At 45.8% G+C, this 306-nt stretch carries 1 pseudogene; it reads right to left on the bottom strand.

The window, feature by feature from the left end:
- Positions 1 to 273 (bottom strand): annotated as a pseudogene (locus A6X21_RS14710) (TolC family protein); the annotation flags it as partial.
- Between the last annotated feature and the right edge of the window lie 33 nt (positions 274 to 306).

The following is a 306-nucleotide window of genomic DNA, read 5'->3' as shown; positions in this document are numbered from 1 at the left end:
CCCGCACAATTCACAGAGCAACATCCTCGAAAGCTTGAGACCGTTTTGGACTTTGGACAGCTTCACTTCCGCCTCACTGAGTTTCACTCTCACTGTGAGCCCATCCGCCTTAGTAGCTACACCTGCAGCAATGGAAGCATCCACATCTTTCACCGTGCTTTGTAGCAAGGCAATAAGTTGATTTACAAGCCGCTCTTTACTTTTGAGAGATACGACCTGCCAGTATGTTTCGTCTAGTTTTTTCTCCACCTCATCATACTTAGTATCTTTCATCTGATATGTGAGCTTCTCTGCATAGGAAGCCAT

This window comes from Planctopirus hydrillae (genome assembly GCF_001707835.1).
GTDB classification, from domain to species: domain Bacteria; phylum Planctomycetota; class Planctomycetia; order Planctomycetales; family Planctomycetaceae; genus Planctopirus; species Planctopirus hydrillae.
The sequence above is the reverse complement of the archived record's forward strand: the minus strand, read 5'-3'. Positions and strand labels throughout refer to the sequence as shown.